The sequence below is a fragment of the Alphaproteobacteria bacterium genome (genome assembly GCA_018063245.1).
Taxonomy (GTDB): Bacteria; Pseudomonadota; Alphaproteobacteria; order JAGPBS01; family JAGPBS01; genus JAGPBS01.
This window is the reverse complement of record JAGPBS010000032.1, coordinates 1-24,091: the sequence shown is the minus strand read 5'-3', so window position 1 is coordinate 24,091 and position 24,091 is coordinate 1. Positions and strand designations below refer to the sequence as shown.

The 24,091-nt window shown below is 40.4% G+C and carries 23 protein-coding genes; 16 read left to right on the top strand and 7 right to left on the bottom strand.

Annotation, left to right across the window (positions count from 1 at the left end; translation table 11 throughout):
- From fmt to KBF71_05700, 3 genes are all read right to left on the bottom strand, one after another.
- A partial coding sequence (fmt, locus tag KBF71_05710; protein MBP9877815.1) for a methionyl-tRNA formyltransferase occupies window positions 1–958 on the bottom strand: 958 nt, incomplete at its 3' end.
- 6 nt (window positions 959–964) lie between these two features.
- On the bottom strand, window positions 965–1,498 hold the full coding sequence (gene def / locus KBF71_05705; GenBank protein ID MBP9877814.1) for a peptide deformylase: 534 nt from the start codon (window positions 1,496–1,498) through the stop codon (window positions 965–967).
- 69 nt (window positions 1,499–1,567) lie between these two features.
- On the bottom strand, window positions 1,568–2,512 hold the full coding sequence (locus tag KBF71_05700) for a UDP-3-O-acyl-N-acetylglucosamine deacetylase (GenBank protein MBP9877813.1): 945 nt from the start codon (window positions 2,510–2,512) through the stop codon (window positions 1,568–1,570).
- 200 nt (window positions 2,513–2,712) lie between these two features.
- On the opposite strand from KBF71_05700, the gene trmFO reads away from it, so the two are divergent.
- The 13 genes from trmFO to KBF71_05635 all read left to right on the top strand — a co-directional run bounded on the left by trmFO (window position 2,713) and on the right by KBF71_05635 (window position 16,569).
- On the top strand, window positions 2,713–4,035 hold the full coding sequence (trmFO, locus tag KBF71_05695; GenBank protein MBP9877812.1) for a methylenetetrahydrofolate--tRNA-(uracil(54)-C(5))-methyltransferase (FADH(2)-oxidizing) TrmFO: 1,323 nt from the start codon (window positions 2,713–2,715) through the stop codon (window positions 4,033–4,035).
- 137 nt (window positions 4,036–4,172) lie between these two features.
- Window positions 4,173–4,691, top strand: a complete 519-nt coding sequence (locus KBF71_05690; protein MBP9877811.1) for a ProQ/FinO family protein — start codon at window positions 4,173–4,175, stop codon at window positions 4,689–4,691.
- Between the two features lie 38 nt (window positions 4,692–4,729).
- Complete coding sequence (locus KBF71_05685) at window positions 4,730–4,963, top strand: carbon storage regulator (GenBank protein ID MBP9877810.1); 234 nt, start codon at window positions 4,730–4,732, stop codon at window positions 4,961–4,963.
- A gap of 222 nt (window positions 4,964–5,185) precedes the next feature.
- A complete protein-coding gene (locus KBF71_05680) occupies window positions 5,186–6,175 on the top strand; it encodes an NAD-dependent epimerase/dehydratase family protein (GenBank protein MBP9877809.1) in 990 nt (329 codons plus the stop codon).
- Between the two features lie 14 nt (window positions 6,176–6,189).
- Window positions 6,190–7,308, top strand: coding sequence for an extracellular solute-binding protein (locus KBF71_05675; GenBank protein ID MBP9877808.1), 1,119 nt, complete (start codon window positions 6,190–6,192; stop codon window positions 7,306–7,308).
- A gap of 349 nt (window positions 7,309–7,657) precedes the next feature.
- On the top strand, window positions 7,658–8,758 hold the full coding sequence (locus KBF71_05670) for an extracellular solute-binding protein (GenBank protein MBP9877807.1): 1,101 nt from the start codon (window positions 7,658–7,660) through the stop codon (window positions 8,756–8,758).
- 23 nt (window positions 8,759–8,781) lie between these two features.
- Window positions 8,782–9,936, top strand: a complete 1,155-nt coding sequence (gene potA, locus KBF71_05665; GenBank protein ID MBP9877806.1) for a polyamine ABC transporter ATP-binding protein — start codon at window positions 8,782–8,784, stop codon at window positions 9,934–9,936.
- Window positions 9,937–9,951: 15 nt separating this feature from the next.
- A complete protein-coding gene (locus KBF71_05660) occupies window positions 9,952–10,929 on the top strand; it encodes an ABC transporter permease subunit (GenBank protein ID MBP9877805.1) in 978 nt (325 codons plus the stop codon).
- Between the two features lie 2 nt (window positions 10,930–10,931).
- A complete protein-coding gene (locus tag KBF71_05655) occupies window positions 10,932–11,726 on the top strand; it encodes an ABC transporter permease subunit (GenBank protein MBP9877804.1) in 795 nt (264 codons plus the stop codon).
- A 247-nt stretch (window positions 11,727–11,973) separates the two neighbouring features.
- Window positions 11,974–13,149, top strand: a complete 1,176-nt coding sequence (gene metK, locus KBF71_05650) for a methionine adenosyltransferase (protein MBP9877803.1) — start codon at window positions 11,974–11,976, stop codon at window positions 13,147–13,149.
- 51 nt (window positions 13,150–13,200) lie between these two features.
- Window positions 13,201–14,175: a hypothetical protein gene (locus KBF71_05645; GenBank protein ID MBP9877802.1), complete on the top strand. Its 975-nt coding sequence runs from the start codon at window positions 13,201–13,203 to the stop codon at window positions 14,173–14,175.
- A 115-nt stretch (window positions 14,176–14,290) separates the two neighbouring features.
- Window positions 14,291–15,310 carry a glycosyltransferase family 4 protein gene (locus KBF71_05640; protein ID MBP9877801.1) on the top strand — a complete coding sequence of 340 codons (1,020 nt, stop codon included), beginning with the start codon at window positions 14,291–14,293 and terminating at the stop codon, window positions 15,308–15,310.
- Window positions 15,311–15,609: 299 nt separating this feature from the next.
- On the top strand, window positions 15,610–16,569 hold the full coding sequence (locus tag KBF71_05635) for a threonylcarbamoyl-AMP synthase (protein MBP9877800.1): 960 nt from the start codon (window positions 15,610–15,612) through the stop codon (window positions 16,567–16,569).
- A 198-nt stretch (window positions 16,570–16,767) separates the two neighbouring features.
- Here the strand turns inward: KBF71_05635 and KBF71_05630 are convergent, their stop codons facing one another.
- Both KBF71_05630 and KBF71_05625 read right to left on the bottom strand, forming a co-directional pair.
- Window positions 16,768–17,691, bottom strand: a complete 924-nt coding sequence (locus KBF71_05630) for a glycosyltransferase family 9 protein (GenBank protein MBP9877799.1) — start codon at window positions 17,689–17,691, stop codon at window positions 16,768–16,770.
- Window position 17,692: 1 nt separating this feature from the next.
- A complete protein-coding gene (locus tag KBF71_05625) occupies window positions 17,693–18,976 on the bottom strand; it encodes an O-antigen ligase family protein (protein ID MBP9877798.1) in 1,284 nt (427 codons plus the stop codon).
- 205 nt (window positions 18,977–19,181) lie between these two features.
- On the opposite strand from KBF71_05625, the gene KBF71_05620 reads away from it, so the two are divergent.
- From KBF71_05620 to KBF71_05610, 3 genes are all read left to right on the top strand, one after another.
- A complete protein-coding gene (locus tag KBF71_05620) occupies window positions 19,182–19,304 on the top strand; it encodes an aa3-type cytochrome c oxidase subunit IV (GenBank protein ID MBP9877797.1) in 123 nt (40 codons plus the stop codon).
- 139 nt (window positions 19,305–19,443) lie between these two features.
- Entirely contained in the window at window positions 19,444–20,160 is a 717-nt protein-coding gene (lexA, locus tag KBF71_05615; protein ID MBP9877796.1) for a transcriptional repressor LexA, read from the top strand.
- A gap of 52 nt (window positions 20,161–20,212) precedes the next feature.
- The gene (locus KBF71_05610; GenBank protein MBP9877795.1) at window positions 20,213–22,012 is read left to right on the top strand and encodes a VacB/RNase II family 3'-5' exoribonuclease; all 1,800 of its coding nucleotides are present in this window, start codon (window positions 20,213–20,215) and stop codon (window positions 22,010–22,012) included.
- On the opposite strand, the gene KBF71_05605 is transcribed toward KBF71_05610, so the two are convergent.
- Together KBF71_05605 and KBF71_05600 are read right to left on the bottom strand one after the other, a co-directional pair.
- A complete protein-coding gene (locus tag KBF71_05605) occupies window positions 21,990–23,144 on the bottom strand; it encodes a hypothetical protein (protein ID MBP9877794.1) in 1,155 nt (384 codons plus the stop codon). The two genes, KBF71_05610 and KBF71_05605, sit on opposite strands and share 23 nt — an antisense overlap.
- 13 nt (window positions 23,145–23,157) lie before the next feature.
- Window positions 23,158–23,847, bottom strand: a complete 690-nt coding sequence (locus tag KBF71_05600; protein ID MBP9877793.1) for a hypothetical protein — start codon at window positions 23,845–23,847, stop codon at window positions 23,158–23,160.
- Between the last annotated feature and the right edge of the window lie 244 nt (window positions 23,848–24,091).

The window sequence follows — 24,091 nt, the reverse complement described above, 5'->3', positions numbered from 1 at the left end:
ATGCTCCACCTCGATTAAGGAATGAGTCTCCTTTCATTAATCTCTCACCACGCATAAAATCAGCACCAGAAACTTTTGTTCTCCCTGGCCTCTGAACTGTTAAGAGCTCAATAGCACTATCCTTACTTGCTGCAACAACTAATTTTTCTGATGATAGCAAAGTCCCTGGACTTGCGTGTTCAATGTCATCAATTTTACGCGCATCGAGGACTTTAATCATCTCATCTTTGTAAGGCAAATAGGCTCCTGGCCAAGGATTCAAGGCCCTTACTGAAAGATCTATGTGATCAGCTGACATCTTAAACGAAAGCTGGCCTTCGTTTTTTTCAAGCTTTGGCGCATAATTTGACTCTGCATCATTTTGCTTTATCGGATTCCAGTCTCTTTTTGCATGATTTTCAAGCGCTTTCAGAATTAAATCAGCCCCCATCATGGCAAGTGAATCATGAAGTTCTGCAGTTGTTGATAGTTCTGTGATTGTAACTTCATCTTTTAAAAGCATATCACCTGTATCAAGCCCCTCATCCATTTGCATAATGGTGATGCCTGTTTTTTTATCACCAGCAAGCAATGCTCTATGAATGGGTGCTGCTCCACGCCAACGGGGCAATAGAGAACCATGAATGTTCAAACAGCCAAAACGAGGTGCATCCAAAATGGATTTTGGCAAAATAAGCCCATAGGCAGCAACAATTGCAAAATCTAAGTCAAGCGATTGAAAATGAGTGGTCGCATCAGGTTCTTTTCTGAAGGAAGTCGGGCAAAAAACAGGCAAACCCTTTTCTTCAGCATAAAGTTGAATAGGCGATGGCTGAACCTTGTGTCCACGATCTTTCGGCCGTGGCTTTTGACAGTAAACAGCAGCTATCTCATAGCCTGCTTCATAAAGCTTTTTTAAAGCAGGAACAGCAAAATCGGGCGTGCCCATGAAGGCAATTCTATACTTTTTATCCGCCATGTGTGATTATCCCAACTCATTGCCTGAATCTGATTTGTAGTGCTTTTGCACCTTACTAATAGCCATTTTTCGTTTTAAAGGGCTTGCACGATCAATGAGCAAAACGCCATTTATATGATCTGTTTCATGCTGAATAATGCGCGCAAGAAAGCCTTCGGCAAGCATTTCTTGACTTGTGCCATCAGTATCTAAATAGCGAACCTTTATTGATGAAGATCTTTCTACATCAATATAAAATTCAGGAATAGAGAGGCAGCCTTCTTTGTGAATCTCTTTTTCTTCGCTAAACCAGAGAATTTCAGGATTGATCATTTTAACAACACAGGATTGACCGTCTGTGAAAGGATCAGCAATAAAAATCCTTTTCAAAACACCAACTTGTGGACCTGCAAGACCACAACCATCATTTTTATTCATGATCTCAACCATTTGATCAAGAATATCCAATAGCTCTGGATCAACCTTGTCAACCGGTGTACATACTGTTTTTAATCTTTTATCTGGTACATAAACCAGATTTACTTTCCTTGAATCGGTCATTTTTCCTCAAAACACAATAAATCATTGGCCACGATTCTATCATGCTTTTTCAAAAAATGCTTTCATATTTTAAGCAGAAAGTCTCATATCAGCTTCAAAAGCTTCGTCATGAGGTAATTCTGTGTGCTCTGGATCAACATAGCACCAGTTTTCTTCAGAAGCAAAAATAGCTCTGAGAAGTTTATTGTTCATTTCATGGCCTGATTTATAGCCTTCGAAATGGCCTAAAATAGGAGCACCGGCAAGATACAGATCACCGACAGCATCTAAAACTTTATGTCTTACGAGTTCATCAGAATAACGTAAGCCATTTTCATTGAGAACCTTATCTTGATCAATCACCAAAACATTGTTTAAAGACCCACCAAGGCCAAGACCAGCTTTTTGCAGACTGTCTAAATCTTCAAGAAAACCGTAAGTTCTAGCACGGCCAAGGCCAGATTTAAAAGTAGATGGCTCAAGTTTAAAGTCTAATTTTTGAGTTGTGATGAAAGGATGATTATAGCTTAATGTCAATGTGTAATCACATACATCACTTGGCGCATAGCTGGCTGATGCGTCAGCGCGTTCAACATGTACATTTTTCAGAATCTTGATGTAGCGTCTCATCACTGGCAAGGCTTTGATACCTGCACATTCAAGTAAGAAGATGAACATTGCTGAACTACCATCCATAATTGGCATTTCAGGACCATCAATTTCAACACGCAAATTATCAATTTCAAGGCCACGCAGGGCTGCCATTAAGTGTTCAATTGTACTCACAGAAGCGCCTTCAGCATTTGCAATCACAGTACACATTCTTGTATCAACAACGTTACTATAAATCGCTTGTATCACGTTATTGCTTATTTTGATATCAGTACGAACAAAAGTAATACCAGAATTTGCTTCTGCAGGTAAAAACTTCACTTTCACTGTTTTACCACTATGCAAACCAACGCCAATGCAATCAATTGGGAAAGAAATTGTATTCTGATGGTACTTGCGCTCTTGTTCTGCCTTGTGATTCATCAACATGATTTGATTGCCTTTTTTGTATTTAAAATTTTAACTGATTATAGAATATAAAATTCTCCTTCATTTGTACAATGGCATTTTGTAACGTTTTGTTACATTATACCAATAATCAAGCAGCAGGGACAAAAACACGTGCAAAAAAAAGTAAGACAGGGTATAAACAGTCTATATTCAATATCACTAAGGACAAAGAAATGAAGGAATTATGCATTATCGGTGCTGGGCTCGCCGGCTCAGAAGCAGCTTGGCAAGCTGCGATAAAAGGCATCAAAGTCACACTGCATGAAATGAGACCTGTTGTTAAAACAGATGCACACAGCACTGATCATTGTGCTGAATTGGTTTGCTCAAATTCTTTTAGATCTGATGACGATGAAAATAATGCCGTTGGCCTTTTGCACTGGGAAATGCGCCAACGAAATTCTCTGATTATGCAAGCTGCTGACGAACACAAGCTTCCTGCTGGAGGCGCTCTGGCTGTTGACCGAGATGGCTTTGCAGCAATGGTGACAGAAAAACTGAAAAGCCACCCTAATATTACATTTGTCACAGGCGAAATTACTGATATTCCCGATACATCCGCCTATAAACAAGTCATTATTGCAACAGGACCACTCACAAGTGAAACCTTATCTCAGAAAATCCTTGCTCTTACGGGCGAAGATAGCCTTGCCTTTTTTGATGCTATTGCCCCCATTGTTTACCGCGAAAGCATTAACATGGAACAAGCCTGGTTTCAATCTCGATACGACAAAGGCGGCGGCAAAGATTACATCAATTGCGCTATGAACAAAGAGCAGTATTTGGCTTTTATTGACGCTCTTCTTGCTGCCCCAAAAACGGATTTCAAAGAATGGGAGAGAAATACGCCTTATTTTGAAGGCTGTCTGCCGATCGAAGTTATGGCTGAACGGGGCATTGATACGCTTCGCTATGGCCCAATGAAACCCGTTGGTCTTACAAGCCCTTTTATGACTGAACGCCCCTATGCTGTTGTTCAATTAAGACAAGACAACAAAATAGGAACACTCTTTAACATTGTGGGATTCCAAACAAAAATTAAATATGGCGATCAGACAGAAATTTTTAGAATGATTCCTGGCCTTGAGAATGCTGAATTTGCAAGACTCGGCGGCCTACACAGAAATACATTCCTCAACTCACCTCGCCTTTTAGATTCATTCTTACGTCTTAAATCAAAACCTCATCTACGCTTTGCTGGCCAAATCACTGGTGTTGAAGGGTATCTTGAATCTGCTGCCTGCGGCTTAATGGCAGGTCGCTTTGCTGCAGCTGAGATTCTCGGAACAAATCTGTCAGAACCCCCACGAACAACTGCTTTAGGATCATTGCTTTCTCATGTCACGGGTGAAGCAGAGGCTGAGACATTCCAACCGATGAATGTGAATTTCGGCCTTTTCCCTTTGATTGAAACAGAAAAAAAAGTAAAAGGAAAAGATCGTAAGAAAATCTATACAGAAAGAGCCAAACAAGACTTGCCTCTCTGGGCTTGTTAACTATATTCTTCTTGCTTTTTACTACAAAACCATTATTATGGTTATAAATCAATGGTGTTGATGCTTTGTTCTACAATAGGCATTTTACTTTTCACCCTAAAACTAGCCGCATAACAAAAATAGCAAGCGAGAAACGAATGAGTTATATCCCCCGTCCCAGAAAACGTGTTTATGTTTTATCTGATCGGAAAGAGGAAGGAGCAAGTAAGACATTCTCTTCCTATATTCACACGAAGCCTTATACACAAACGTACAATTTGGATTCTGATCCTCATCGAAAACGTAAAAACTTCGCCAAAGAAAACCGTCGCCCTTTTAGAGAAAAAAAAGCACAACAGCCCCTTTTTTCGCCAGCACAAAGACGTGCACGCCTTATTGAAATCATCAATTTCTTTGTAAAAACATACCCGATGTGTTTCAGCCTCACAAATCCTAAGCCCTTGAAAATTAGGATTCACCAAGATATTTTTGCAAAGGCCGATTACTTGCAAATGACTGTATCCTCATTACCAATTTCTAAAATCATGGTCAGAGAAGCCCTTTGCTTTTACACCAAAAGTGAGCCTTACAAACATGCTCTTTCAAACGCGGAAGGAAGAGTTGATTTAACTGGGGAGATCGTCTCGCCGGTTCAAGTTGAGATGGATCAAGTATAACGGGCTTTTCTGATTATCCTAATCTCTATGGAGTGACTGTGCTTTACATCAAACGGAAAAAGAATGAATCGATAGTGATTGACGGCGTCATTGAAATTATCGTCTCACACATTGAGAGTGGTCAAGTCAAACTCGGGTTTCAACTTTTGTCTGATACAAAGCCAACCATTCTGAGAAAAGAACTTTTTGATAAAATCAAATCAGAAAATGAAACAGCTGTTCAAATATCACCAGAAGCCGCTGCTCTGCTTTTTAGTGCAGAAGAAAATTGAGTCCTCCATACTTGTCATCCTGAACTCGTTATCGGATCTATAGATGCTGAAATAAATTCAGGATGACTGGTTATAAGTTAAGAAATTCCTAAACATCCGCCATTACAATTTTCGAAATAAACAATATTACCCCCTCCTCTAAAAAAACGCTTCCCAGATAGACTTTATTCACTTATGGTAAAGTATAATTCTGATCATTAGACCAACAATAAAGGGTATGAAATGCAAGAAACAGTTATTTTAACGGGCGCAGCAGGGTTCATCGGATCTCACACAGCAAAGTCACTTCTTGATCAGGGCTATAAAGTGATCGGGATCGATAATATGAATGACTACTATGATGTAACTCTAAAAGAAGCACGTCTTGCACCCTTGTTGAAAAACCAACATTTCACTTTCTATAAAGAAGGCATCGAGAATAAAGAAGCGATTGAAGCCATTTTCAAAAAGCATGCTGATGCAGCCTATGTTGTACATCTCGCAGCTCAAGCTGGCGTCAGATATTCTTTGACCAACCCTTTTGCTTATATTGAAAGCAATTTGATGGGCCACACTGTGATGATGGAATCATCAAGGCAACTTAAAGGCTTGAAACATTTTGTCTATGCAAGCTCTTCATCTGTCTACGGCGCAAACACCAAAATTCCTTTTTCCATTGAAGATCAGGTTGATGAACCCTTATCTCTTTATGCGGCAACCAAAAAATCGTGTGAAATGATCGCTCATTCCTATGCCAATGTGTATAAAATGCCGTCAACGGGCCTTCGTTTCTTCACAGTTTATGGACCTTTCGGTCGCCCAGACATGGCTGCCTTTATTTTTGCGGATTGTATTGTGAAAGAAAAACCAATTCCTCTTTTCAATCATGGCGAGATGAAACGCGATTTCACTTATATCGATGATATTGTCTCCGGCATTATCGCTGCAATGCAACGTCCTGCTGCTGCAAATGACAAAGGCATTCCCCACAAGGTTTATAACTTAGGAAACCACAAATCTGAGAATCTAAAAGATTTTGTTGCGATCCTAGAAGCTGAATTTGGTCGCAAAGCGATTATCAATCCACTACCAATGCAGGTGGGTGATGTTCCACAAACATACGCAGATATTGCAGAAAGCCAGAAGGATCTGGGCTTTTCACCCAAGACACCGATTGCAATTGGCCTTAAAAACTTTGCCTCATGGTACAAAAACTATTATAAAATCAACTAGAGCTCATCAAGTCCATGAAAATATCAAAAAGTCTTTCTACATTTATTCTCGGCCTCAGCTTCATCTTCATCTTCATCTTGCCCTTACAGACACTGGCAGATACCGATGAAAAGATTGTGAATATTTATAGCTGGAATGATTTTATTGCGCCGAACACGCTGAAAAATTTCACCAAAGAAACGGGCATCAAAGTCAATTACGACATTGTGGACTCATCTGACATTATGGAAGCCAAACTCATTTCAGGCCGATCTGGTTACGATGTTGCGCTTCCCTCCTCTAACCCAAGCGTTCCGCGCCTGATTGCAACGGGCGCTCTTCATCCGTTAGATAAAAGCAAAATTCCAAATCTAAAATATATTGACCCCACACTCGCCAAAATCGCAGAAGGTTTTGATCCTGGCAATAAATATTCGGTGATATATCAATATGTTGTTCTAGGCCTTGGAGTTAATAAAACCAAGGTGAAAGAATTGCTCCCAAATGCACCTCTTGATAGCCTTGACTTGGTGTTAAAGCCTGAATATGCGAAAGAACTCAGCAAATGCGGTATTGTGATGCTTGATGCGCCCCTTGAAATGATCAGCACAATTGCTCATTATTATGGATTCGACAAAGACACGACAGATGAGGCTGAACTCAAAATAATTGAAGATAAACTACTCCAGATCCGCCCTTATATCCGCTATTTCCATTCATCTTCATATATCAATGATCTAGCGAGCGGTGATATTTGTGTGGCTATTGGTTTTTCAGGAGATGTGAATCAAGCTGCTAGCCGTGCCAAAGAACTTGGAACGACAACAGATATTGAATTTTATATCCCGCGTGAAGGTTCTGAAATCAGCTTTGATTTGCTCGCCATTCCAAATGATTCACAGCATATTGAGAATGCCTATGCCTACATTAATTATATTCTAAGGCCAGATGTGATGGGCGCTATTTCAAATCACATCGAATATCCAAATGCGATCCCTGAATCTCGCAAACACATGAACCCTGAGCTTTTGGAAGAAGGCAAAGTTTTTCTGACCCCTGCGGATTTGAAAAAAACCTTTACGACAGAACTGCTCTCCAAAATGGAACTCAGAAAGAGAAATCGGCTCTGGACAAAGTTTCTTTATGATCAATGAGATAGTCAATTCATCATCAATGATTTTTCGAATTTAGTGAATCGTCATTCAGAGCCACCTCCAAAGAGGTGGCGTGGAATCTCATCAATACGAGAACATAATGCAATGCTTATTGATATACCCAAGAGACTCCACGGGCTCCTGTAGGAGCCCTCTGAGTGACGGTATACACTTATTTGAATTCTACTATGGTTAGAAACCAGCAAAATACAATCATCAGATTCATTTCAAAACAATAACATAAGTTTAACTACAGGTTATTTCCCATCACCCTCCCCTATTAACCTCCAATCAATAAAAGTTTGCTAGATTCAAAGGCAATATCTTGAATTCTAGCCAAATGACTCACATGAAAAATCAGCTTTTCTCTTTTCTATCCGTTCTGACTCTATCTCTTTCAGCACCTGCTCTTGCTGATGAATCAGAAAAAATCGTGAATGTTTTTAGCTGGAATGACTATATTGGTGAACATACCCTCGAGAATTTTTCAAAAGAAACAGGCATTAAGGTCCATTACGATATTACAGATGCCTCAGAAGTCATGGAAGCCAAGATCATTGCGGGAAAATCAGGCTATGACGTTGCAGTTCCCTCCTCAAATCCAACTGTCCCAAGGCTCATTTCAATTGGCGCTTTGCATAAGTTTGATAAAAGCAAAATTCCAAATTTAAAATATGTCGACCCGCAGCTTGCTAAGATTGCTGAGGAAGTTGATCCTGGCAATGAACACGCCGTTATCTATCAATATACAGTGATTGGCCTTGGGGTGAATGAGACAAAAGTACGTGAGATCATTCCTGATGCGCCTCTTGATAGTCTTGATCTTATCTTAAAGCCTGAATATGCTGAGAAATTATCAAAGTGCGGCATTGTCATGCTTGATTCAGCCCTTGTGATGGTGAGCACCCTTGCACATTATTATGGATTTGATAAAGACACGACAAATGATGATGATCTCAGAAAAATTGAAACAGAGCTTTTGAAAATCCGCCCATACATTCGATATTTTCATTCATCTGCTTATATCAATGATCTTGCCAGCGAAGATATTTGCCTTGTCATTGGCTATTCTGGTGATGTGAATCAAGCTGCTAGCAGAGCGCGTGATCTAGGATCCAAATCAACAATCAAATTTCATGTCCCCCGTGAAGGATCAGAGTTTAACTTTGATATGATGGTCATTCCAGAAGATGCTGAGCACATTGACAATGCCCATGCCTATATCAATTACATTATCAGGCCAGAGGTGATGGGACCGATCTCAGATCACATTGAATATCCGAATGCGATACCTGAATCACGAAAATACATGAGCCCTGAGCTCTTGGTACCGGGCAGAATCTTTTTGTCTAATGAGGATTTGAAAAGAACTTTCACCTCAAAATTTCTAACAAAGCTCGAAATGCGTAAACGGAATCGACTTTGGACAAAATTCATCTATAATAAGTAACCTATCTCACAAATGAGGACAGAATGACATTTTACAGTTCAAAAAGATTTATAGAGCCCTGGCAAGACCCAGAGCTTGAACCATATGTACGGATTGAGAATCTAACCAAAAAGTTTGAAACTCAGGTTGCTGTTGACAATGTCAATCTATCCATTTATCAAGGTGAGTTTTTCTCTCTCCTTGGCGGATCTGGCTCTGGAAAGACAACACTGCTCCGCATGATCGCTGGCTTTGAAACACCAACAGAAGGACAAATCTTTATTGATGGCGTTGATATGACACATATTCCGCCTTATGAACGTCCGGTCAATATGATGTTTCAGAACTATGCTCTGTTTCCTCACATGACTGTTGAACAAAATATTGCCTTCGGTCTTAAGCAAGATCAACTGCCACGCCGCGTCATTAACACAAGAGTTGAAGAAGCCTTGCACCTTACACAAATGTCAGATTTTGCGCGCCGCAAGCCTCATCAATTATCCGGCGGACAAAAGCAACGTGTTGCACTCGCCAGAAGTCTTGTGAAACGCCCTAAACTCCTCTTGCTCGATGAGCCATTAGGAGCACTCGATAAAAAACTCAGGGAAGAAACACAATTTGAGCTTGTGAATATTCAAGAGCAAGTTGGGATTACCTTCGTTGTGGTAACGCACGATCAGGAAGAAGCAATGACAATGTCATCGCGAATTGCTGTCATGGATTCAGGCTGGATTGCGCAAATTGGAACCTCAAATGAGATTTATGAATATCCTGACTCCAAATTCATTGCAGAATTTATTGGATCTGTGAACATGATTGAAGGACGCGTGGATTTGGTTGAAAAGGATTTTGTGACAATCGTCGCAAATGACGTTGACAATGCACTGCACATTAATCACTCTGTCCCTGTTCCAGTCGGAACGCAAGTCTGGGTTGCAGTTCGGCCTGAAAAAATCAAGATTGAAAAGATAGACCCAAACAACCCACCGCCAATTCACGAATATAATTCCGCAACTGGCGTTGTGAATGAGATTGCTTATAAAGGAAATCTATCTGTGTATGTTGTAGAGCTTGATAGCGGCATACAAATGCGCGTAACAGCTCCAAACACAACACCTTCAACAGAACGTCCAATTTCTTGGGATGATAAAGTCTATCTCACTTGGCAATCTGGTGCTGCTGTTGTCCTGACTCACTAGAAAGGAGGCTCTCACATGAAAAAGAATGAACAAAAATCTGCCTCTCTTGTCTATAACGTGGCTGCGGTGTCAACCTCTTCTGTCAGTTCATTCTTTGAACGATATGTGCTAAGTCACCAAAAAACCCTGATCATTGCGATTCCTTTCTTATGGCTTATCGTTTTTTATTTGATTCCCTTTCTCTTTGTTCTCAAGATTAGCTTTGCCTTACCTATTATTGGCAAGCCCCCTATTACATCTGTCTTTTCACTGCTTGATGAAGCAACTTTGAACATAAAACTATCCTTTGCAAACTTTATCTTTTTGCTGGAAGATAAGATATACCTCTCAACCTACATAAACTCGATTCGAATTGCTTTTGTCTCAACAGTTCTATGCTTGTTCATTGGCTATCCCATTGCTTATTCACTCTCACGCATCAAATCACAAAAGAAGATTATTCTGTTGATTATGATCATTATGCCTCTGTGGATTCCTTTTTTGATTCGCGTTTACGCCTGGATTATGATCTTAAAACCCACTGGATTTCTCAATTCTGCGCTCATTTGGCTTGGGCTTATTAATGAACCTTTGCACATTCTCTATACAAATGTAGCCGTTTATATCGGCATTACCTATACCTACATGCCTTTTATGATTTTGCCGCTCTATGCCATTCTTGAAAAAATGGATAGATCTTTAATTGAAGCAGCGGCTGATCTTGGCTGTAGACCATTTCGAATTTTCCTATCTATTATTCTGCCTTTATCGATGCCTGGTGTTATTGCAGGATCCATGTTGGTTTTCATTCCAGCTGTTGGTGAATATGTGATTCCAGAGCTACTTGGCGGTCCTGATAATTTGATGATTGGTAAACTCATCTGGAACGAATTCTTTGCAAACCAAGACTGGCCAATTGCGAGTGCTTTTGCCATTTCGCTTTTACTGATCTTAATCGTACCGATGATTGTCTTTAAAATTGCCCAGAACAAAGCAGAAGAAGGAGCAAAATAAAAATGCGTACACCTTTTCGGCACTTATTCATCCTCATTTTTGGCTATACTTTTCTATATCTGCCAATCTTGCTGACCATTTTATATTCCTTCAATAGCTCAAGGTTGATGTCTATGTGGGGCGGTTTTAGTTTTAAATGGTATGAAAAGCTTTTCACAAATACAGAGCTGATCTCAGCAGCTTTCCTCTCCCTCAAAATTGCAGCAACGTCAGCGACTTGCGCTGTCTTTTTTGGAACAATGGCTGCTGTTGCTCTCTCTCGTCTGAAAACATTCAGAGGTTTTACGCTCTTTTCAACCCTTTTGACTGCGCCTTTAGTGATGCCCGATATTATCACGGGTCTGGCTCTATTACTTACCTTTATCTCATTTGAGAGTCTTTTTGGCTGGCCATCTGGACGTGGGTTTGAAACGATTCTGATCTCACATGTGACTTTCTCGATTGCCTATGTGGCCATTATTGTAAAAGCAAGGCTTGAGCAATTTGACCTCTCACTCGAAGAAGCTGCTATGGATCTTGGCTGTCGCCCACTGAAAGCCTTTTTAGTCATCACAATTCCAATCATTACACCCGCATTGCTTGCCGGTTGGCTTTTGGCCTTTACCCTTTCTCTTGATGATGTTGTGATTGCAAGCTTTGTTTCAGGGCCAGGCACAACAACATTACCAATGGTTGTCTTTTCAAGCGTACGTTTGGGTATTTCGCCTGAAATTAATGCCTTAGGCGCCGTCATCATTTCATGCTTTGCGATTGTTCTGACAGTCAGTTACTTTGTGATGCATCGTAAGAAAGACTGAGCACTGAAATGAAGAGTCGTCATTCAGAGCCACCCTTAAAGGGGTGGCGCCTGTCGCGCCGAAGCTTTAGCGTAGGAGGATGGAATCTCTGCAAAACACCAACAAAAACTACACTATTTGTTACTCCCTAGAGACTCCAGGGGCCTTTCGGCCCTCTGAGTGACGGTAATCAATCTTACAGTGTTCTTTACAACACCATGAAAATAAGAAAAAATGATGTCAACTCATCTTCAAGAAAGGTACGTCAATGACAAGTAACCGATATCTTTTCACCTCAGAATCAGTCGCAGAAGGACATCCCGATAAATTATGTGACATCGTTTCTGACAGCATCGTTGATCTTTTCTTGAAGACAGACCCTGAATCGCGCATCGCTGTTGAAACACTTGCCACAACAAATCACATTACTCTTGCTGGTGAGGTTCGTGGCCCTGCTTCTATCACAAAAGATATGGTTATTCAAACAGCACTTGATGCAATTAAAGATATAGGCTATGAACAAGACGGATTTGATTGGAGAAAACTCGATGTCAATTACCGCATTCATGAGCAATCTGCAGATATCGCCATGGGTGTTGATGCCTCAGCAAATAAAGAAGAAGGCGCAGGCGATCAAGGCATTATGTTCGGCTATGCTTGCGAAGAAACAGATACATTCATGCCCGCGCCTATTTATTATGCGCACAGAATTTTAGAAACACTCACCGATGCGCGCAAAAAAGGAAATGCGACTTTTTTGTGTCCTGATGCCAAATGCCAGGTGACACTTGAATATGAAAATGCTCGCCCTGTCAGAGCGCATACAATTGTTGTTTCAACACAGCATACTGAAGATACAACACAAGAAACAATTCGTAATTACATACGTGAGCATCTCAAAGAGGTTCTGCCTTATGGATGGATGTGCCCAGAAGAGCGCCTCTATGTCAATCCAACAGGACGTTTTGTGATTGGCGGGCCTAATGGAGACACGGGCCTCACAGGACGAAAAATCATCGTTGATACTTATGGAGGCTCAGCCCCTCATGGTGGAGGTGCTTTCTCAGGCAAAGATCCAACCAAAGTTGACAGGTCAGCTGCCTATGTTGCTCGCTATTTAGCAAAAAATATTGTAGCCGCAGGCCTTGCAAAAAAATGCCTCATTCAGCTTTGTTACGCCATTGGTATCAGCAAACCTCTTGCCATTTATATTGATTGCTTCAATACAGCTCGCGTTTCTGAAATAAAGTTAGCCGCTGCTCTGCAAGAATTGGTTGATCTCTCCCCTAAGGGAATTCGGACACACTTACAATTGAACCAACCAATCTACCAAAAGACAGCCTCTTACGGTCATTTTGGAAGAACAGCTCTCGCTGATGGTAGCTTTTCATGGGAAAGACTTGATCTTGTTGATCAATTGATGCAGACATTTCCTGCTTATTGAGTTTTTTTTAAGAGACTGATATTCTGCTGAAAAATATCAAAGGAGGACGATATGACTTTTATCGATCGCGCAAAAATCCAACAACAATCACAAAACATTAAGATCGCGACGAGTGAGTCTTTTCGAAGTTCTAATATTATCTTATGCGCCACAACTATCCGAAATAAAGGCGTTATTGATGCACAAAATCGAGTCATTATCATCGGCGATTATACTGAAGGAAAATCAGCCTCTTTGAGCAGTAAAAAAGTTGATATTTTTCCATCACTCCAAGAGATGCTCTTAAAGCTGAAAGAATATGCTGCTGGTTCGGTGAAGGGAAAGACAATCGAAGATGCAAGAGAAATTATAAGATATACACTCGATTTGGACCTAGACCCTATAAATTTCTACCCGCTGATTAAAAGAGCTTACAAACTCAGCCCTGAAGATGAAGACTATAAAATTACGCTGATCATGACTGGGTGCGATCTAGCAACTCTGTATATCGAAGATCAAGTACCAGGCAAAGGAATGCTAGATGCTTATTCTCTTTTCAAGAAAATTTATGCACTCGCTCCGAACAATGAAAGATTGCGTTTGGAGTTCGCTGGTCTTTGTTCTGAAGTTTCATTTCTATATCTTAATGGCGCAGTGGCAAACAAAAGGATTGAGGATGCATATGCCTTGATAAAACAAGCCTTTGAACTAGACCCACATGAAAAAACCATAAGAGACAATTATGTTTTTACCTTACTCGCCCTCAGCACGCATTATGCGAATGGCCAAGTTGAAGGTAAAGGATATCCAGATGCTTATCCGCTCATGCTTCAAGCCCTTATGTTCGCACCTAAAAACCTGAAGGTCCGAAATAATTTTGCAATGATTGCATATGAACTTGCAAAACGCTTTGCAAATAATCAAATCAAAGACAAGGGTCCAAAAGACGCCTTACTTCTCATGAAGAAAGTAGTCCAATATATGCCAAATAATGCACGATACAAACAAAGTCTTGGAGCCTTAGAAAAACGCCTCGCCAAGACTTAAATCATTCTGTTTTCTTGAAAAAATCTAAACTTCTTGACTCTTAAACCGGTATAAGATAATTTTTAAACAATTAACTGATACTATCAATCATCCATCTGATGAACAAGGACAATAAATGTTTGAAAATGTACTCTTTCTATCGTTTATCTCTGCTGCAGCTTCTTTTGCACTAACCTTTTTAGTCACAGATATATTGGTCATTTATCTCCGCCGCAAATCGATACTCGATATTCCAAATTCAAGAAGCAGCCACACGATTCCAACGCCTCGAGGCGGTGGATGGGCTTTGATTGGCGCTCAATTTGTGACATGGCCTTTAATTGCGCTTTTAACAAACGATCACCTTCAAACAGCGCCGCTTTTTCCATTGCTGGTGAGCGCTCTTATTTTGATGTACATTTCTTGGCTTGATGATCTTCGTTCAGTTTCTCCCTTCTTCCGCTTGCTCTGTCAGACTCTTTCTGTGGTGATTATTTTAATGACCTTTGGGAGTGAAGGTCTTTTCTTTCAAGGGCTTTTCCCTTTCGTGATTGATAGAATCCTGATCGTTTTCGCCTTTATCTGGTGGATTAATCTCTTCAACTTCATGGATGGCATTGACGGCATCTCAGGCCAGCAGACTATTTTCCTCTGTCTTGGTTTTGCAATTTTATTCTTTTGGACAGGAACAGTTGACCTAGGCCTTTACAGCATCAGCCTTCTCTTTGCAGCTCTTGCCTTTTTGATTTGGAATTGGCACCCTGCCCGCATCTTCCTTGGTGACATTGGCAGCATCTTTTTAGGATTTATCACTGGATGGCTTATGCTTCATCTCTTGTCGAAAGGCCTTTGGTTCCAAGTCATTTTCTTACCTGGTTTCTATTATGCCGATGCAACGATGACACTCCTGAAACGCCTTGTGAGAAAAGAAAACATATTCAAACCACATCAGCAGCATTTTTTCCAAAGACCTATTTTGAATGGACTGCCTGCGCACAAAATTTGTAAAACAATTATTCTGTATAACACAGTGCTGTTTATCATCTCTCTTTTGGCTTTTTGGGAACATGACCATCTTGGCATTATGGCAATTATTGCTATTTTCACAATTGTATTTCTGTTAAGACAGCTCAAAAAGAAAAAAATGCCTCTTTAATGGTACTAAGCTAAGTCTTCCTTGATTTTTATAGATAAATCTCTATAATAACATGACCAATAGATTGCTGCGAAATCGTCTACCGTCACTCAGAGGGCCTTACTTGGCCGCCGAAGCACACAGTGCGTAGGAGGCAGGGCCCGTGGAGTCTCTAGAATCTCTCAACAAAGATTGCATCAAGTTTCTTATTTAATGAGATTCCACGTCGCCTAGCGGCGACTCTGAATGACGGGAGCTAATTATTGTTTCTCTTGCATATGAGTATTGCAGCAGTCTCCTAATTATATGAGTATGTCACAATGGCCACCATTTATACACCTTCTTCTGATCACATTACAATTGCAGCTGCACATCTGCAAAAGGGAGAGGTCGTGGCTTTTCCGACAGAAACAGTCTATGGCCTTGGCGCTGATGCAACCAATAGTAAGGCCATTGATAAAATCTATAAAGCAAAAGGAAGACCAAGCTTTAATCCGCTCATCATCCATGTCTGGGGAGCAGCACAAGCAGCTCTTTATGCAGAGGTGTCTACAAAAGCTGAAATTCTCATGCGGCACTTTTGGCCAGGCCCCCTCACATTAATTCTGCCTCAAAAATCTGATTCACCGATTGTCTCAAATGCAACAGCAGGATTGAGCTCCATTGCAATTAGATGCCCAAATCATCCTGTTGCCCAAGATCTGCTCCGTGCTGTGGATCTACCTATCGCAGCACCGAGTGCCAATCGCTCTGGCTCCATCAGCCCAACAACAGCTGAACATGTTTCAAGCAGTCTTGGTGATCGCATCGACATTATTCTCAGTGGTGGCAAATCAGAGATTGGCCTTGAATCAACCATTCTTGATTTATCTTCTGAGAGGCCACAAATTTTAAGACCAGGCGCTATTTTGAAAGAAGAGATTGAAGAGCTCATTGGCCCTCTCTATGATGCAATAGCTGCTGAAGATAAAGTCATCACGGCCCCTGGCATGCTCAAAAGCCATTATGCCCCTGCGCTTCCTGTGAAGCTCAATGTTCATTTTCCAACTGAAGGTGATGCCTTTCTGGCCTTTGGTCCAACCTTAATCGATACGCAAGAGAATGTCTTAAACTTAAGCCCAACGGGTGATCTGGATGAAGCTGCTAAAAATCTTTTTGCAATGCTTCGAGCGCTTGATCAACCACACTTTAAAGCAATTGCTGTGATGCCCATTCCAGAGATTGGCCTTGGGATTGCGATTAACGACCGCCTGAAAAGAGCTGCTGCGGACAGGGATTAGAAGGTATTAACAGTAAAACAGACCGTCATTCAGAGTCACCCTCATAAAGGGTGACGTGGAATCTCTGCTAATGATCAAGACAAACTGTACTCACTGAAAATGTCCAAGAGACTCCACGCCCTCCTGACGGAGGGCTCTGAGTGACGGCGTTTATTAATTACAATCAGTAACAGTTTTTATATCTTGCCTAAAGATATCTCACAAAAAAGCCTTCTCTATTTTGGCAAGAACATCCTCAACAGGCAAATCCTTTAAATCATCACGCTGCATAACGTCGACATGTATTCCCCTTGGTGAACACATAACAGGATTAGACTCTGAGGAAAAAAGGACCAAGGACGGACAATCGAGAGCTGCAATCAGATGCATGGGGCCCGTATCATTGCCGATAGACATCTTTGCTTTTGTTGCAAGAGCTGCCAAATCATAAAAATTTGTTTTGCCGAGTAAATTGACTGATGTAAAAGGTAAATCCTCAACCATCGCTGCAATGTCCTTTTCATCCTTACCACCGATAAATACAGGCATATATCCTCTCTCAGATAATATATTCGCAAGCTTGATATAAAAATGAATGGGCCATCTCTTCTTAGGACGATGAGCAGAACCTCCAGGTATCAATAAAATATAAGGCGTTACAACAGAATGCTCAGACTTTAGATTAACCATCCATGACAAATCTGCACGACCATAAGCAGGAATGCCTGCGATTGCTAACTGCCTCTGATAACGCTCAAAGCTATGGATTTTTTTTCTATCTGTTGAGGCATCAAAGTAAAAGCAACCAGGTGCAATGCCGCACCATTTTGAGTCTCTTACATTTGGCAGAAAACGATAGTAAAGAGAGGTGCGACCTGAGGCTTGCAAATCAAATATCAAATCAAATGTCCGCGTCTTAAAAAATTGCCAAAGCGACAAAATTCCAGAGAATTGCCACCATTTGGGCCTATCATCAACAAAAACCTCATCACAATCCGGACATTTCTCATAGAAAGCTTTATAAGCAGATGTTGTTAAAACCACAATATGAGCCTCTGGATAGTGTCTCCGAATAGCAGCCAGCGCATGAAATGAAAGGATGACATCTCCCAAAGCACCATGTTTTAAAACAAGAATTTGCATTTTATCCCCTTTCATCAAGCACCCGAGACATCATCTGTACGATCCCAGCAATGATAAATAAAGAACAAATCCACCAGCTTTGCCAAAGACCATAACTCATATTCACAACAACCAAAGCCGGAAATAAGGCGCCCATAAAAATCATCTGCTGCGCTCTCTTCGGCATGCTCAGCCCCTTCTCTATCAAAAAGAATAGAAATGCGGCTGCAATCAACATCCCTACCAAACCAAGCTCAAGCCAAATCTGTAAAAAGGCATTATGAGGATGGAGAGGCAAAAGACTCAGATCACCTAAGACCCAAAGCGTCTCTTTATCAGGAGATTCCACGCCTTTGAAATATGGCAATAAAGATACAGTCAGACTTGTTCTCTGCCCTGCCCCCAGAAAGCGTGAAGAGCCAAAGCCATATCCCTGAATTGGTTTTTCAATAATTTTATGCGATGTAAAGTCCCAGATTTTTAAGCGATGCAGAAAAGATGTCGGTATTTTTACATCTGTCTCTTGGGCCTTTTCTGCATAAGTTAAAGCAGGCTCAACAAAAGGCTCCACAACAATAGGCGCAAAAAAGAAAAAGACAATCAAACACAATTGAAACAATCTGATAAACCAACCTCTCAACATAAACACAAAAGGCAATAAAGCGGCTGTCATCAAAACAACCAAAAATGCAGTATGCTTTGATGAAAGATAGATGGTGCAAAAAAGAGCAACAAATGCAATCTCAGCCAACAAGCGCTTTTTAAATTGCCAAAGATAGATTGATAAAGGAAACAGAAGGACAGCACATAAATGTGATCCTCTGCGAAAAGAACCTAAATCGTAATGAAACGAAGAAGCTAAATCAAAAGAAAATATTTTAAAATCAGCTATATATAGAAATATCCAAATCAAAGAACTTGCAATTGACGCATAAGCCATTAAATTAAAATATTTTTTTATGGAATCAACTTTATGTTTAACAAGGCAATTTAAAGTAATCATCCCACACAGACTATAGAGCAGGATTTTTAAAATTTCTTTCATACCAAACAGTGGATTTTCAGCCCACAAAAGAGAAAAAATCGCATAAGAGAGAAACAAGAACAATACAATAAAGACATCTTTGATACGAAATAGATCTCTCCACTGAGGCCCAATACTTACAAAAGAGAGAAGCGTAAAATAAATCAATAGCCCCGGCAAGGCTCTCGGCCAAAAAAAGATAAGAGGCATCAAAAGTGTAAAGCCGAAAAGCCAAAACACTGTCTCTTTTGAATTTAGCTCTTTTATTTGCTGACTTAACATCGCCACCCCTATAAATATTATTGGCTGAAGTATAGCACCGCTTCTTCTGCAAACCAACACATTATATGAAAACAGCAAACCAATGCAGCTAATTGAATATAATAAATATTGATCACAGTATTCATGCATTTTTTTGAAAAATAGGGATGTTAAAATGTAAAAAATATGCTAAAGTTTTTTATATAAACTTTGGAGGAATGGCTGGATGATCAATGAAATCGAATATAAAAACAGACTCAACACTTGGAATGGCTTTACAAAGCTATTAACTTACTCAACCGTTGCTGTGGTCGTAATTCTATGCTTGATGGCAATTACACTTTTGTAATTTTACGTTTTAAAACGACAGACCCGACTTTTAAAGTACCTTATTGATTATCATATTTTGATGATAACAAAGACATTTCGCCTTTCAGAAGTGGCCTTCATTCTGGCCAGAAAAACAAAAAGAAATATAGGACTACATGATGTTAACACCAAAACAAAAATCATTGCTTATTTACCTTAAAAATAAGATTGACCAAGACCAGCTCTGCCCTACCTTCGATGAAATGAAAGAGGCAATGAATCTTAAATCAAAATCAGGGATTCACAGACTCATTATGGCTCTTGAAGAACGTGGCTTTATCCGCAGGCTTGAGAACAGAGCACGCGCCATTGAAATCATTCGCTTTCCAGGAGGCGCTCAAATTTCAAACAGGCCCTCCAAAAATGATTACTCCGACAGCATTGCTGCACAACATGATACCATGCGAGACACCTCCTTTATCTCATCCATTCCGCCTCAGGAGAAAATGATAGAGATCCCTCTCTACGGCAAAGTTGCAGCAGGCTCACCACTTGAAACACTTCAAGATCCAACAAATTTCATCACTGTGCCTGAAAAATTAATTGGACAAGGTCGTCATTATGCCTTGATTGTCTCAGGTGATTCGATGCAAAATGCAGGCATTATTGATGGCGATATTGCGATTATTCGCAGATCAAAAACAGCTGATAATGGAAAAATTGTCGTTGCTCTCGTTGACGAAGCAGAAGTCACCTTAAAACGCTATTTTGAAGAAGAAGGTCGCAATCAAATTCTGCTCAAGGCTGAAAATCCTAAGTTTGAATCAAAATCATACGCTAAAGATCAAGTTGCAATACAGGGCAGCCTGATTAGCATCATTCGTCAGTATGACTGATTCAGTGAAATAGGCACTATCTATTTGAGACTATTTCGTATAGACTATGCCTATGACAAAACAATTTTTTTCCAAAAAGCAGAAAAAAAAATCTGCACCAAAAAAGCATTTCAGAAAATCAACGGGTCGCCCTCCCAAAAAAGCCTTTGATCAAAAAACGTCAATTTCTGATACAGCCCTCGCCTATGTTGTGAAAAGGAATGGAGACTTATACCTCACCTCAACCAACAAAAAGAACCGCTTTGAATTTGAGCTACCAAATACACCTGAGAATTTAGCTCTCGTGAATCATCTTGTTGTTCTGGATTTCAGTACAAACAAACCTATCCCTGACATAAAGGAGAAGGTCCATCAACTTGGCGCCTTAAAAGATTTTTATCGCATCGCTGTTGAGCAATTTGAACTCCCTCATCAATTTAATCCTCCGCTTTTAAAAGAAGCGGAGCAACTTCCTGCTCTTGATGAAAAGGCAGCCTACAGAAAAGACTACACTGCCCTACCCTTTGTCACGATTGATGGCGAAGATGCAAAAGATTTTGATGATGCTGTCTATGCGATTCCTGATAAAAATCCATCCAACCCAAATGGTTGGCACATCAAAGTTGCCATCGCAGATGTCTCTTATTACGTTCGCCCCAATTCAGAACTCGACAAAGAAGCTTTCCTCCGGGGAAATTCTGTCTATTTCCCTGGCACCGTCATCCCGATGTTGCCTGAAGTTCTCTCAAATGATCTTTGCTCTTTAAGGCCAAATCAAAATAGACCAACCCTGATTGCCCATATTGATATTAATGACAAAGGTCATATTCTGAAGTTCAAATTCGATCGCGGCCTGATTAAATCTATTGAACGCCTCACCTACACCGAAACGCAAAAGAGATTCGATGCGCAAAAAGGAGAGAACCTTCAAGAAATCAACGCCCTGTACGGCGCCTATCATGCCTTAAAACGCAATCGTGAACAGCGTGATACGCTTGATCTGAATATGCCAGAACATGAATTTTCACTCAATGCAGCTGGGGAAATTCAAAATATCTCTGTTAAAAAACACCTTGAAAGCCATGTTTTGATTGAAGGGTTTATGATTGCAGCCAATATTGCAGCCGCCAAAACGCTTTCTCTCAAACAATCTTTATGCCTCTATCGTTGTCATGATCATCCGCCTGAAGAAAAATTCTCAGATTTTCTCATTCTACTCAAAAACTTAGGCATCCCTTATAAAAAGAACCCAAAAGCCTCAGCTCATTTTTTCCACAAATTACTAGAAACAAAGCTTAATGAAGGTCAGAGAGATCTCGTTCAGCAAATGATCTTACGCTCGCAATCTCAAGCAAGCTACACCATTGAGAATATTGGTCACTTTGGCCTTGCTCTTGACCATTATTGCCACTTCACATCGCCAATTCGCAGATATGCTGATCTGATTGTACATAGACTCCTCATTCACAAACTCAATTTAGGTGTTGGCGGTCAGGCCTATACCGATCCTGAAGAGCTTGATGAGATGGCGAGTCACATTAACATTACTGAACGCCAGGCCTTTAAAGCTGAAATGAGCACAGATGATAGGCTCATTGCGCATTATATGCAACACCAGGTTGGCAAAAAGTTCAAAGGCCGTATTTCTGGCATGAATCGATTCAATCTTTTCATCTATATTCCTGAACTTGGCGCTGAAGGTGTTTTACCAATTGAGAATATGCCAAAAGACAAATACCACTATGATGTCAAGCACAAGGAACTCAAAGCAATGAGATCTCGTAAAAGCTATGCGCTTGGGCAAAACTTGATGGTGACAATTGATCAATCTGATGAGATCAGAGGTACGATTACAATGAAGCTCTCAGATTAACATCTTGCCTTCTGTTCAAATATAACTGAAGCGCTCGAAGCTTTTTCGGCGTGATCAGAACATCATCATAGTACAGCTTATCAAATCGTGCATAGATCTCTTGAGACATTTTACCCAAAAATTGATCCATCTCAGCTGTTTGAGGTAATTTCAGTATACTCAATTGAGGTGCCGCCGCCAATAATAACAATACATCTTTTGTTGAGACATTCGTTCCCGTCAAATCAACCTCAATCAATTTCGGAAACTGATCCTTACACACCCCTGAAAAACCGCCCTGAATTCCGGCTTGTGCAGGACGTTCTGAATAATAGCTCATCTCAGAGCCCGCACGTCTCAGATTTAAAGTAACAAGATCAAATGCATAGATGAGGAATCTCTGCAAAGCGACTGCATCTAAAGATGTTTCTGACAGATCAATATGCTTCAAATGAGCAAGATTCTCTTTCTTAAACGAATGGAATGAATGTTCAGAGACAATAGCGGATCTGCTTAAATTCAAAGATTCTAAATGCTGAAACAATTGTAAGTAATAAGTTACTTCAAAAAAGAGGAACTGACCGGGGCGATCATGATTTGCTATCAAAGGCACAGCATTTGTTAGATCTAAATTTCGGATTAAAGAAAAACATACTTTATACGCTTGATGAAACGACATCCAACCACTTCCCTCTAGTTGAAGCACATTCGTAATACTAACCAAATCAGGTGCGTGACGCGCTAAATCAATCAATTCTTGTGCTGTAAAACATCTAGAAAACTCATGCATATATAGAAGGTCATTATCATGCTTACTTGGCAAAGTCAGCGATTCAACTTGAGTCTGCTCACCTTCTTTTAATTGAGATATAAACAGCTTAAACTGCAAGAGAGATTGATCAGTCTCAAACCTGACAGAGCGAAGAGTCAAAGGTAACATGTAAAAAGACACGTTATAAAAAGACCGACTTGTACATCTAATAGCTTGCACAGTTTTTGTATCAAGAGACGCAGCAACAGTCTGCCAAATAAACAACGGCAAATAATTATCAGAATTTTCAATAACATAGAGTGGTTTTATTTTGTCAAAATCAACACGCCTAAAATTCTCATCAAAATAGACGGTTCTATTTGATTGTTCTACAAGAGCCATTTCTTCACCTTTATTATTGATTATTATGACTCAGGATATCACGGATCAAAGGGATCGTCACGGCCCTTTTTGTTGAAAGGGAATAAGAGTCGATCGTTTTGATCATCTCAAAAATATGCTCATAATTGCGGGTCATATGCAGAGACAGATACTCAAGCACTTCTGGCGAAATAGCAAGACGCCTATCCGAAAATTGCTTTAAAATCAAAACGCGCAGCAAGAGATCATCCGGTGGATCAATTCTGAACAAGGGTGAAGCCTTCAGCCTGCTTTTCAAGTCCTTTAGCTTAATCTTCCATTTGCTAGGTGGCTCTGCATCCAGCATCAATAAATCGAGCTCTCCTGCTTTTGACCGATTGATCAAATGAAAAAGGATCTCTTCACGAACCTTATCCCCTGCAACTTGAGAGACATTCTCAAGAATCAACGCTTTCAGATGTTGGTTATTAAGCACCGTTAAAAACAGATCATCCAAAACAGTGAGCGATTCAGCCTTTGAATTTTCTTGCCAAATGCACGAGAGATGCTTTTTACCGGACTTATGTGGACCAACGATAATGGCATGATGCTCTGGCCACTCTGGCCAAGAGCGGATAAAATCAACAGCAGCATGATTACTATCGGTTGTAAAAAAGTCCTCAGAGCCCATTGAGCTTGGGATCGGAAAATGGAGTGTCAGCTGGATGAATTTTTCTGTGTGCATTCTTTCTGATATAACGAATCACACCAAATTGCAAGCTGAATTTGAAAGCAATACTGTTCACTTAGTAATGATGTCTAGAAAGTCGTCATTCCCGTCTTCTTCTTTGTCATCCCCGCGAAGTTGTACAGACCGGAGACATGGGTAACGAATGTGCGGGGACATAGGTAACACTTTTTCGATTATAACTTAGAGTATAAATTTACGGGAGTGTATTTTTCCATCTGATCTAAATCTATTGCTCCAA

What these genes read in the sequence shown, in the direction of transcription:
- KBF71_05690 (MBP9877811.1), top strand. Translation starts at nt 4,173, where the DNA reads ATGAGTTATATCCCCCGTCCCAGAAAACGTGTTTATGTTTTATCTGAT.
- KBF71_05625 (MBP9877798.1), bottom strand. Translation starts at nt 18,976, where the DNA reads ATGTTAAGTCAGCAAATAAAAGAGCTAAATTCAAAAGAGACAGTGTTT.
- KBF71_05620 (MBP9877797.1), top strand. Translation starts at nt 19,182, where the DNA reads ATGATCAATGAAATCGAATATAAAAACAGACTCAACACTTGGAATGGC.
- KBF71_05655 (MBP9877804.1), top strand. Translation starts at nt 10,932, where the DNA reads ATGCGTACACCTTTTCGGCACTTATTCATCCTCATTTTTGGCTATACT.
- KBF71_05680 (MBP9877809.1), top strand. Translation starts at nt 5,186, where the DNA reads ATGCAAGAAACAGTTATTTTAACGGGCGCAGCAGGGTTCATCGGATCT.
- KBF71_05675 (MBP9877808.1), top strand. Translation starts at nt 6,190, where the DNA reads ATGAAAATATCAAAAAGTCTTTCTACATTTATTCTCGGCCTCAGCTTC.
- KBF71_05610 (MBP9877795.1), top strand. Translation starts at nt 20,213, where the DNA reads ATGACAAAACAATTTTTTTCCAAAAAGCAGAAAAAAAAATCTGCACCA.
- KBF71_05630 (MBP9877799.1), bottom strand. Translation starts at nt 17,691, where the DNA reads ATGCAAATTCTTGTTTTAAAACATGGTGCTTTGGGAGATGTCATCCTT.
- KBF71_05670 (MBP9877807.1), top strand. Translation starts at nt 7,658, where the DNA reads ATGAAAAATCAGCTTTTCTCTTTTCTATCCGTTCTGACTCTATCTCTT.
- lexA (MBP9877796.1), top strand. Translation starts at nt 19,444, where the DNA reads ATGTTAACACCAAAACAAAAATCATTGCTTATTTACCTTAAAAATAAG.
- KBF71_05635 (MBP9877800.1), top strand. Translation starts at nt 15,610, where the DNA reads ATGGCCACCATTTATACACCTTCTTCTGATCACATTACAATTGCAGCT.
- potA (MBP9877806.1), top strand. Translation starts at nt 8,782, where the DNA reads ATGACATTTTACAGTTCAAAAAGATTTATAGAGCCCTGGCAAGACCCA.
- KBF71_05660 (MBP9877805.1), top strand. Translation starts at nt 9,952, where the DNA reads ATGAAAAAGAATGAACAAAAATCTGCCTCTCTTGTCTATAACGTGGCT.
- KBF71_05700 (MBP9877813.1), bottom strand. Translation starts at nt 2,512, where the DNA reads ATGAATCACAAGGCAGAACAAGAGCGCAAGTACCATCAGAATACAATT.
- def (MBP9877814.1), bottom strand. Translation starts at nt 1,498, where the DNA reads ATGACCGATTCAAGGAAAGTAAATCTGGTTTATGTACCAGATAAAAGA.
- metK (MBP9877803.1), top strand. Translation starts at nt 11,974, where the DNA reads ATGACAAGTAACCGATATCTTTTCACCTCAGAATCAGTCGCAGAAGGA.
- KBF71_05640 (MBP9877801.1), top strand. Translation starts at nt 14,291, where the DNA reads ATGTTTGAAAATGTACTCTTTCTATCGTTTATCTCTGCTGCAGCTTCT.
- trmFO (MBP9877812.1), top strand. Translation starts at nt 2,713, where the DNA reads ATGAAGGAATTATGCATTATCGGTGCTGGGCTCGCCGGCTCAGAAGCA.
- KBF71_05600 (MBP9877793.1), bottom strand. Translation starts at nt 23,847, where the DNA reads ATGCACACAGAAAAATTCATCCAGCTGACACTCCATTTTCCGATCCCA.
- KBF71_05645 (MBP9877802.1), top strand. Translation starts at nt 13,201, where the DNA reads ATGACTTTTATCGATCGCGCAAAAATCCAACAACAATCACAAAACATT.
- KBF71_05605 (MBP9877794.1), bottom strand. Translation starts at nt 23,144, where the DNA reads ATGGCTCTTGTAGAACAATCAAATAGAACCGTCTATTTTGATGAGAAT.